The 8,776-nt window shown below is 61.6% G+C and carries 15 protein-coding genes and 1 pseudogene; 11 read left to right on the plus strand and 5 right to left on the minus strand.

Features of this window, described 5'->3' with window-relative positions; translation table 11 throughout:
* Window positions 1–35 precede the first annotated feature (35 nt).
* Entirely contained in the window at window positions 36–710 is a 675-nt protein-coding gene (gene pdeM, locus SynA1562_RS09140) for a ligase-associated DNA damage response endonuclease PdeM (protein ID WP_186493617.1), read from the minus strand.
* Between the two features lie 89 nt (window positions 711–799).
* On the opposite strand from pdeM, the gene SynA1562_RS09145 reads away from it, so the two are divergent.
* Both SynA1562_RS09145 and SynA1562_RS09150 read left to right on the plus strand, forming a co-directional pair.
* Window positions 800–979 carry a hypothetical protein gene (locus tag SynA1562_RS09145; RefSeq protein ID WP_255445623.1) on the plus strand — a complete coding sequence of 60 codons (180 nt, stop codon included), beginning with the start codon at window positions 800–802 and terminating at the stop codon, window positions 977–979.
* An 87-nt stretch (window positions 980–1,066) separates the two neighbouring features.
* A complete protein-coding gene (locus tag SynA1562_RS09150) occupies window positions 1,067–2,140 on the plus strand; it encodes a transporter substrate-binding domain-containing protein (protein WP_186493619.1) in 1,074 nt (357 codons plus the stop codon).
* Between the two features lie 18 nt (window positions 2,141–2,158).
* Here SynA1562_RS09150 and SynA1562_RS09155 read toward each other — a convergent pair whose 3' ends face one another.
* Complete coding sequence (locus tag SynA1562_RS09155) at window positions 2,159–2,395, minus strand: CopG family transcriptional regulator (protein WP_115009451.1); 237 nt, start codon at window positions 2,393–2,395, stop codon at window positions 2,159–2,161.
* Window positions 2,396–2,480: 85 nt separating this feature from the next.
* Between SynA1562_RS09155 and SynA1562_RS09160 the strand changes: the two genes are divergently transcribed.
* The 3 genes and pseudogenes from SynA1562_RS09160 to SynA1562_RS09170 all read left to right on the plus strand — a co-directional run bounded on the left by SynA1562_RS09160 (window position 2,481) and on the right by SynA1562_RS09170 (window position 3,820).
* A complete protein-coding gene (locus SynA1562_RS09160; RefSeq protein ID WP_186493620.1) occupies window positions 2,481–3,089 on the plus strand; it encodes a PCC domain-containing protein in 609 nt (202 codons plus the stop codon).
* Window positions 3,067–3,321, plus strand: a complete 255-nt coding sequence (locus SynA1562_RS09165; RefSeq protein WP_186493621.1) for a DUF6737 family protein — start codon at window positions 3,067–3,069, stop codon at window positions 3,319–3,321. The genes SynA1562_RS09160 and SynA1562_RS09165 overlap by 23 nt, the downstream gene beginning before the upstream one ends.
* Window positions 3,318–3,820, plus strand: a pseudogene (locus SynA1562_RS09170) (WbuC family cupin fold metalloprotein). The gene SynA1562_RS09165 and the pseudogene SynA1562_RS09170 overlap by 4 nt, the downstream one beginning before the upstream one ends.
* Here the strand turns inward: SynA1562_RS09170 and SynA1562_RS09175 are convergent.
* Both SynA1562_RS09175 and SynA1562_RS09180 read right to left on the minus strand, forming a co-directional pair.
* Complete coding sequence (locus SynA1562_RS09175; protein ID WP_011364847.1) at window positions 3,806–4,006, minus strand: hypothetical protein; 201 nt, start codon at window positions 4,004–4,006, stop codon at window positions 3,806–3,808. The pseudogene SynA1562_RS09170 and the gene SynA1562_RS09175 sit on opposite strands and share 15 nt — an antisense overlap.
* A 43-nt stretch (window positions 4,007–4,049) precedes the next feature.
* Entirely contained in the window at window positions 4,050–5,585 is a 1,536-nt protein-coding gene (locus SynA1562_RS09180) for an NAD(P)/FAD-dependent oxidoreductase (RefSeq protein ID WP_186493622.1), read from the minus strand.
* Window positions 5,586–5,629: 44 nt separating this feature from the next.
* Between SynA1562_RS09180 and SynA1562_RS09185 the strand changes: the two genes are divergently transcribed.
* Window positions 5,630–6,169, plus strand: coding sequence for a rhomboid family intramembrane serine protease (locus SynA1562_RS09185; RefSeq protein ID WP_186493623.1), 540 nt, complete (start codon window positions 5,630–5,632; stop codon window positions 6,167–6,169).
* A 51-nt stretch (window positions 6,170–6,220) separates the two neighbouring features.
* Here SynA1562_RS09185 and SynA1562_RS09190 read toward each other — a convergent pair whose 3' ends face one another.
* Window positions 6,221–6,946: a peroxiredoxin-like family protein gene (locus tag SynA1562_RS09190; protein ID WP_186493624.1), complete on the minus strand. Its 726-nt coding sequence runs from the start codon at window positions 6,944–6,946 to the stop codon at window positions 6,221–6,223.
* 84 nt (window positions 6,947–7,030) lie between these two features.
* On the opposite strand from SynA1562_RS09190, the gene SynA1562_RS09195 reads away from it, so the two are divergent.
* From SynA1562_RS09195 to SynA1562_RS09215, 5 genes are all read left to right on the plus strand, one after another.
* Entirely contained in the window at window positions 7,031–7,429 is a 399-nt protein-coding gene (locus tag SynA1562_RS09195; protein ID WP_186493625.1) for a hypothetical protein, read from the plus strand.
* A 257-nt stretch (window positions 7,430–7,686) separates the two neighbouring features.
* On the plus strand, window positions 7,687–7,854 hold the full coding sequence (locus SynA1562_RS13155; RefSeq protein ID WP_186493626.1) for a DUF4278 domain-containing protein: 168 nt from the start codon (window positions 7,687–7,689) through the stop codon (window positions 7,852–7,854).
* Window positions 7,855–7,886: 32 nt separating this feature from the next.
* Window positions 7,887–8,123 (plus strand): hypothetical protein, encoded by a 237-nt coding sequence (locus SynA1562_RS09205; protein ID WP_186493627.1) that lies wholly within the window; start codon window positions 7,887–7,889, stop codon window positions 8,121–8,123.
* A gap of 125 nt (window positions 8,124–8,248) precedes the next feature.
* Window positions 8,249–8,446 (plus strand): hypothetical protein, encoded by a 198-nt coding sequence (locus SynA1562_RS09210; protein ID WP_255445624.1) that lies wholly within the window; start codon window positions 8,249–8,251, stop codon window positions 8,444–8,446.
* A 47-nt stretch (window positions 8,447–8,493) separates the two neighbouring features.
* Window positions 8,494–8,724, plus strand: a complete 231-nt coding sequence (locus tag SynA1562_RS09215) for a hypothetical protein (protein ID WP_255445625.1) — start codon at window positions 8,494–8,496, stop codon at window positions 8,722–8,724.
* The last annotated feature ends 52 nt before the right edge of the window (window positions 8,725–8,776 follow it).

The raw sequence follows: 8,776 nt of genomic DNA on the forward strand, positions 1-8,776 counted from the left end.
GAGGCGGGGTCTGGGTCGCGGCGCAGCAGGCTGAATCACGCGATCCTTCGCTCTCGGTTGTTGGGGGTTGGATCGAACCAAGGAACGATGGAGCCTTCGGCCACCAGCCATTGCTGGTAACGCTCGCCGCAGTCATGGCCTCCCGTCAACTGCCCGAAGGAAGGAATCACCAAACGCGGCCCATTCGGATCAAAGGCGAAGCAGGGCAAACGCAACTGATCGGAACGGCTGCGAATCCGGGTGGTGGGATGCAGGTGACCGCACACGTTCAACAACCCCGGCTCCGGCACCCGTTCGGGCATGTGGCTCAACCAGAGATGGCCCAACCGCTGAGAAGGCTGCTGGGGCAAGCCTTCAATCCAGCTGTCCTGGTCGTGGTTGCCACCGATCAGCACCACCGGGCAACCACAGAGATCGGGCAGGGCCAGCAGGGTCTCGCGCAGGGGAGCGGTGATGCCGATGCGGGCATGCACGAGATCACCCAGCACAAACAAGCGCTGAGGAGACCAGTCATGGCAGAGCTCCAGCAGCGGATTCAGGGTTCCTTGATCCCCATCACTGGGCATGGGGATGCCATGGGCCTGGAACGCCTCGGCCTTGCCGAGATGCAGATCGGCAACAAACAGTTCGCGCCCCTCAGCCCGCCACAGGGCCCGCTGGGGGAGGAACCTGAGTGGGCTGTCGCCCCAGGACCACTCCAATGCGGTCATGAACGGTGCAGATCGCAGATCTGTAGCGCTGGCTGCATTGGATGGCTGACGTCGTGCCGCAAGCTTTGTGGGCCTCCAGAAGACTCATTGTGGCGCGGAGCAAGGGTCAACACCAGCTCGCGAGTTCAACCCTGCGCACCCTCGAACAACGGTTGAGCCTGCTGGAAGAGGAAGGCCGTTTCGAATGTGCCTACGCCCTGAGGATGGAAGTGGCTGACTGGCTGCTCGGAGCCAGGGATGCCAACCTGAGCGCACCATCGTTGAGCTGAGCCTTCCATGACCATTGCCCTGCTGATCGCGCTGGCGGGTTCCCTGGCGGCGATGGCCGTGATCGTGCGTCGTCTGGAACAGCGCTGATGCGAAGGGTCCGGCGCTGGTCCGTGGTGCTGGCGCTTGCCTGCTTCGGCAGCGCACTGCCCCTGCAGGCCAATGAGCTCAAGGTGGGCATCAGCGGCTCCGCCCCGTTCGTGATGCAGGACGGCGACTCCACCAGCGGCATCAGCCTCGACATCTGGCGGCGCGTCGCCGAAGACAACAACTACAGCTACGAACTGATTCCGCAGCCATCCTCCAAAGCCGGGATTGAAGCGGTTGATGAGGGTGAGATCGACGTACTGGTGGGCCCGATCAGCATCACCTCAGGCCGATTGGCCATACCGGGCGTTGATTTCACCCAGCCCTACTACCTGGGCAAGTCGGGGGTGTTGCTGCCGATGCGCCCGCCGTCGATCCTGAGCCGCGTCCAGGTGTTCTTCGGCTGGGCGGTGATCTCCTCGGTGCTGGTGCTGATCAGCGTTCTGCTGCTGGTGGGCAGCCTGATCTGGCTGGCAGAACGGAACCGCAACAGTGAGCAGTTTCCACAGGAGTGGCTACCGGGCATCAGCAGCGGCATGTGGTTTGCCCTGGTGACCTTGACCACGGTGGGCTACGGCGACAAGGCCCCGATCACACGAACCGGCCGAAGCATCACCGGCGCCTGGATGGTGATCTCCCTGATCGCGGTGTCGTCCCTCACCGCCAGCCTCGCCTCGGCGTTCACCCTGTTCCTCTCCGGTGCCACCGAATCGGCCATCAGCGCTCCTGAACAACTCAACGGCCGTCGGGTTGCTGTGGTGAAGGGCACCAGTGGCATGGAGCTGGCCCAACGCGGTGACATGCGGATCGTCAGCGCCACCAGCCTCAGGAGTGCCGTTCAACTACTGGTGGAGCAGCAGGCCGATGCGTTGATCTTTGATCGACCCGCCATTCGCTACCACCTCAAAAACAATCCCGACCTCGCCCTGCGCCTCGCCCCCTTCACCCTGTCGGAGGAGACGTACGGCTTCGTGATCAAACCGGAGAGCCCCCTGCGCACGCCCATGGACGTCTCCATTCTTAAATTGCAACGGCAGGGGAGGGTTGCAGCCATTGCCAACCGGCTGCTGGATTGAGGCCAAGCGGCAGCCGAATCAGCCCAGAGGGCGATGGCGACGCAGGGCCTCTTCCAACAAATAGGCGGCCAGATTGCCGCAACTGCGCCCTTCAGCGAGGGCATGACGCTTGAGGTCATCCATCACCCCACGGGGCAGGGTGACGTTGATGCGCTCGGAGCCGGCGGCGTCCGCCACCGCAGCCGTGCTGGGAGCCGCGGCCTGGCCCTCGATCCGCTGCTGCAACTCCTGAACCAGATCCTGAAGGAGAGACACGATTTAGTGAAAATATGCTCACAACCCATAAACGATATCGTGCTAGACGAGATTGCGTAATCTTGGACACACTTTTTGAGGCGCCATGCAACCCCTGCCGCTGAAGCTTGCTCCCGGCAGTGATCTGCGCCTCAGCCTCGAAGAACTGGCCCAGCGGGATGGCATCAGCGGCTTTGTTCTCGGCGTGGTCGGCAACCTGACCAAGGCGTCCTTTCAATGCCCCGGCCAGGCGGAACCCACCGTGCTGGAGGGCGACCTTGAGGTGATCACCCTCAATGGAACCTTTTCCCCCGAGGGCGTTCACCTGCACCTGAGCCTCTCGGATGGGGCCTGTCAGGTGTGGGGAGGCCATCTGGAGCCCGGCACGATCGTGCAGAAGGGCGTCGACCTCCTGATAGGCGTGCTGGAGCAACGCGAAGGCCGCCCCGCGCGTCAGACCGCAGCAGCAGCACCAAAGATCGAGATCGCCGTGCTGCCCGGATGCCCCTGGTGCAGCCGAGCCCTGCGCATCCTGAGAACCCTGGATCTGCCCCACACCGTCACCACCGTCAATGACGACGCAGCCTTCCAGGCCGTGCAGCAGCGCAGTGGAATGACCACCTTCCCCCAGGTGTTCATCGACGGATCGGTGATTGGTGGCTACGACGATCTCGCCGCCATGCAAGCCGCCGGTGAACTCGACGCCCTCCGCTGATCAGCCGGAGCTGAAGCCTCAGGAACAGCCAAAGTTCTGGTCGCTGAAACCCTGGTGGTGCCAGCCCTGGTCGATCGTCTCCACGGGAGTGCTGTTGGTCGGCGGGTCCTGGGCAGTGCTGCATCGCCTCTGGATCAGCCTTCCGCTGGCACTGGGTGTGCTGGCGTGGTGGCTGCTGTTTCTGGTGCTCGTCCCCGCCGCCTACCGGTCGGCAGCGGAGGCGAACCAATGACGTCCTCACCCTTTCGCCGCATCGACCAGCAGCTGTTCGCCCAGGTTGCCGCCGAGGCCCGGCAGCATCCCCGCCTCCGCCTGAACCACAATTTCCACCGGAAACAGGATGCGGTTCAACGCTTCCTCAACGTGCTGCAGCCCGGCACCTATGTGCGGCCCCACCGCCACCGGCGCAACGGTTCCGGCACAGGCTTCGAATGTTTCCTGGTGCTGCAAGGCGCCATCGGACTGCTGCTGTTCAACAGCGAGGGCGAGATCCAGCAGCAGCTCCATCTCAGCGCCACGGGCCCACCCACGGCATCGAGATTGCAGAAGATCAGTTCCACACCCTGGTGGCCCTGGAGGCCAACAGCGTGATTTTCGAGCTGAAACAGGGGCCCTACCAGCCCGCTCAAGACAAGGACTTCCTCAACGGCTTCCCTCAGGAGGGAAAACCAGAAGCCACCGTGCAGGAAGCGCAGTGGCGCGACCTTCTTTCAGGATCAGGTCTGACGTGAGGCTTCACGGGAGCGCTGCTTCTCGTCCAGCAGTTCCCCTTCCAGTTGCTCGATCAAACGACTCACCAAGGCCTGAAATTCCGGCTGGCAGCCACGAAACGCCGCTTTGTGACGGATCGGCTCGTTGCGCATGCGCAGATCCGTGAGCATCAGCTGCAGCGAATCGATCCGGGCGTTGGAAGACATGGACTGCGTCGGTGTTCCAAAACGAGGTTATGACGCAGCTGCTTCAAAGCTCCAGCTCCCGCAGCAGACTGTTTTGCGTCTCCCGGCCGAGGACGGCATGGGCCGCCATCGCACCACTCGCTGCAACGGGGGGGATGCCGATACCGGGGAAGGTGCTTGCACCACACAGCCAGAGATTGGCCAAGGGTGTCGTCACGCCAGGGAAGAGACCTTCAGCCGCTGATAGGGCGGGGCCATAACTGCCCTGATGAACATTGAGGAAATGGCTGTGGGTCAGCGGCGTTCCCTCCATGATCAACTCGCAGCGGTCGCGGATGTCGGGAATACGGCGTTCCAAAACCCGCCAGAACACAGCGCATCGCTCCTTTTTTCTCTGCTGATACGCCGCACTGTCGCGCTCCAGATCAGCCCAGATCTCCCAGGGTTCGCTGGCTGGGGTGTAGGCGTGCAGCACATGGCGACCGGCCGGCGCCATCGAGGGATCCAACACCGACGGAATCGACAACACCACGGCATTGCGCTCAGCGTCGATCCCGCGCTCCCAGTCGTCGACCCAGACGGTGTGGATCGGCAGATCCTCCAGCCCCGAGGCATCAAAACCCAGATGCAGGTGCAGGAAACCGTTGCAGGCCGGCGTGGCCTGGCGCTGACGCTGCCACTTCGGCGCCACGGACTCCGGCAGCAGTCCAAGGGTGGACCAGATGTCGGCATTGCAGATCACCTGCCGCGCCGCAATCTGCGTTCCATCAGCCAGGGTCACACCGACAACGCGGTCCCCCTCCACCCGCAGCTGTTGCACCGCCGTGCCGGTGTGCAGGATGCCGCCATGGGCCTCCAGGCCACGCACCAGGGCCTCAACCACCGCAGCACTGCCGCCAACGGGATAGTCGAGATGGGCATCCGGCTCAAACCACTCGCCGAACAGCGTCGCCATGGCTGCAGCGTTGGTGTCTCCCATCGGCATGCCGCTGATCAGGAAGGAGAGCAGATCCACCCAATGGCGCAGGAAGGGATCGCTGAGGTGACGATCAACCAGGGGGCCAAAGGAACCGGAGAGGTGACGCATCGCCGCAAGGTGCGGCAACAGGCGTCCACCGCGCTTCAGCAGTTGCGCCATGCCATCCACACCAGGCCGCAAAGCCAGCAAGGGCAAAGCATCGGCAGCAGCGGCAATCGGCTGGAGCGCCTCCACAAAGCGACGCCATTCGGCGGCCACCTCGGGGCCACGCAGGCTGCGCACCACAGCCTCAAAATCGTCGTGCCCAACGGCGATGCGCAGATCCCCTTCCGGCAACAGCACATCCCAGCTGCGATAGGGAATCACCTCCACGCTCTGCCCCAGCGCGCGCAGCACCTGGGCCAGGGGATTGCTGCTGGGCCAACGCCCCAGGCCACTCCAGAGGGATGGACCGGATTCAAAGTGATAGCCCTGGCGTTGAAAGCCATGGGCGGCTCCACCGGGTTGGTGATGGGCTTCCAGCACCAGCACCTCTCTGCCGGCACGGGCACACAAACCTGCGGCACAGAGTCCGCCGATGCCGCTGCCGATCACCAGAACGTCGACGTCGCTTCTGATCATCCGCTCAGCATCCGCGTCATCATTGTGGTCATTGGCGCAAGACGATGCGCACTCGACTGCTGCTTCCCCTGCTGATCCTGGCCTTGGCCTGGGGGCAGGAGCTGATCGACCAACTGCTCTTTGCGGAGCAGTGGAACCTGCCGATGGGGCCGGATCAACCGTGGTGGGGGGTGATCACAGCGCCGTTAAGCCATGCCGGCTTCGGGCATCTGATCTCCAACAGCCTGGCCTTTCTGCCCCTGAGCTGGCTGGTGCTCAGCCGGGGGATGCGCGATTACCTGAGCGTCTTGCTGTCGGTGCTGCTGATCAACATTCCCGTCGCCATGTTCTGGCCGGCCCGCAGCCATGGACTCTCAGGCGTTGTTTATGGACTGCTCGGCTACCTGCTGCTGATCGGCTGGCTGGAACGTCGCATCCTCTCCATCATCCTGGGCCTGGTGGCGTTCTGGCTCTACGGCTCAGCCTTGATCGCCTTGATCCCCGGCGTTTCCCCCGCCGGCGTCAGCTGGATCGGCCACAGCGCAGGCTTCATCGGCGGCTTGGTGGCGGCCCTGGCGGTGTATCGCGAGCCCACCAATCATTGAAGACAGCCAGTTGAAAACAGGACAGTTGAAGACAGCCGATTGAGCTCAGCCCTAAGACAGAACCGCGTCCAGAAACGCCAAGGGGCATTCCATGGTGGCGGAGTAGCCGAGCAGGCTTTGATCGCGGTGGCAGTAGATCACGCTGTCATCGGCATCGAGCAGCACGGTGGCGCCGCGCTGGGTGATGTGGTCGTCACAGGGCACATACGTGCGCCAGTTGCGGAGCACTTCATTCATATTGCGCAGACGCTTGGTGGCGAGCTCGAACGGTCGCTGAAATCCCGCACCACCGGCCCGGCGAAACAGAGCACCCCGGAAGCGCGGCAGAGGAAACGCTTCAACCCACTCCTCGTCGTCGAAGATCTGGGCAGCGGAGCGATCTCCGGTGTAGCCGCGCAGCACCTCGCTCAGGGTGCCCGGCGAACCCACACCAGCGCACATCAGCAGAAAACCAGGCCAGGGACCACCGGGAAGCTTCAAGCCGGCCTCCAACCCCAGGGCCTGATGCAACAGCGGTGATGGATCAGCAATCAGCTGCCGCAGGGGAAACCCAGTGAAAGCTGCGAAGCGCTCAGCGCTGGCGGCATTGCCAATGCCGAACAGCTGAACCTTGACCCCTGCTGCTGCCAACTGGGGAAGCCTTGGCACCAGCGCCTGGGCGTATTCGATCGAGTCGAAATCCCCCAACTGGCCCAACACAACAACAAGGCGCTTGCAGCCGCTTTCCATGCCGGCAACTCCGGCCAGCCGTTGCAGCAGTGGTTCTAAGGGAATCATCCCGACAGGCTGACATTCCACAGCCGAGAACGTGGATGGCGCTTGAGCGCCGCCTGAGAGACTCAAACCAGAGGAAGGAGGCAGGTGGGCAAGAAATCTGGCTTCACAAGTGCCGAGATCGAGGAAATCAAGCGTCTCTATCTGCAGGAAGGGCGATCGATCCTCCAGATCCCCAAGATCCTGGGCAAAGGCAGCGAAAACTCCGTGCGCAACGCCCTGCACAAGGCCCGGGTCAAGCATGCCCCGGAGGAACGCACGAAGCTGGAGCGCTTCAAACCAGAGCAAGTTTTTGGCAACGTGACGCTCTTAAAGCGACTCAAAAAAGCCAAGAAACTGAAGTTCCATGCCCGCTGCTCCTGCGGCTACGAATTTGATGTGGATCCATTCCGGCTAACGCTACCGGAACACCACAAGGACAGAATTTCTGCTTGCCAACGCTGCAGCAAAGCGCAAACAGAAGAACGCTCCAAGCCTCAAGACTGAATAAATCAATCAAAGAAGTTCAACGGCACAAGCAACATCGACAAAATATTTCAACCACTTCACAACAACCAAAACAAGATTGCGTAAACTGCATCAAAACCCATTTCCTCTCAGGGCAAGGGCAGAGAGCAGAACTTGTATCAAGCCGACGCGACTTTAACAATCACTAAAGAACAAGGTATCCAGTGGAACCTTGCGAATCTTTTGTATCGACCGTAAAACCTAAAAAGTTTTTTTTATTCTTCCCTAATTAACCGATGGAACTCACTTTCCGGGGCAACAAATACGCAAAAACGGAAGCAGTATCTATGAGGCCAACAGTTCAACTGAAATACATGGGTAAAAGCTATCGCGCTGAGCAAATCCAAGCCGTTCGCAATTCTGTTGCTCTGACCTACCGCGGCGTCTCTTACTCCAAAGCCTGAGAAGCCTTGGGCTTGGCCGGCAAAATGGCGTGATGAGACTTCTGATCACAGTCCTGATCGCAGCCAGCGCATTGGCCTTGCCGGCAAAGAGTGCGGAACCGATCCCCCTGGTGGTGGTCCCCTTTGATGCCTCATGGGGATCACGCCTTCTTCCCGTCCAGCCCGCAGTGTTGTTGCCGCCACCTCCAGTGCCGGACATCAAACAAACCGGCGAAGCCAGGGCTGAACCAAAACCGCGACGCCAACGCTGGTGCCGGGGCGGCTGTTGAACGCAGTAGCTGCTGAGCACAGTGCCTGATGAAATCAATACGGCTGTCAGCTGGCCTCGCTCTGTGTAAACCGAAGGAAGAAGTACTTCCATCGGGCGCCAAAGATGCGGCATGCGGCTCTGTTGATGGCCAGCCTCCTTTTGGCATCCACGGCCCTTGCGGGCGGCAAACGGGCCACAGCCCAAGGACCTTCCGAGCAGTTCGCCACTGCCGAGGCGATGCGGGTGATCCCAAAAGGGGCAACGATCACCGACACACACTGCAAAAGCATTGATGTGGGAGCCAGCAGCCGCTATCAGTACACCATCACCTACAGCCCATGAGCTGATTGATGAAAGGTTGGCGTGCTGCGTGTTGGACCTTGGTCCTGGTGGGAATTCCGTCCGCGGGGCGCGCCGAATTTGATCAGTGTCGCTTGATCGATCAGGTGCTGAATCGCCTGGGCAACGCCATGGCGGTCAATCGGTTGATCATTGCGGAAGGCAATGACAGCACTGCCGTTGCTGCCGCCAGTGAAGCTCTGGCCCAACAGAACGAGAGCTACCGTCGCACCAAGCGCCAACGCGCCAAAGCCGGCTGCGACCGCTGGGATCGGGACTGACGGGCTGTCGTCTGACTGACTCACCAACGAACTCCAGGCAAGCTGGTGAAAC

Origin of the sequence: Synechococcus sp. A15-62, from assembly GCF_014280075.1 — a bacterium.
Lineage (GTDB): Bacteria > Cyanobacteriota > Cyanobacteriia > PCC-6307 > Cyanobiaceae > Parasynechococcus.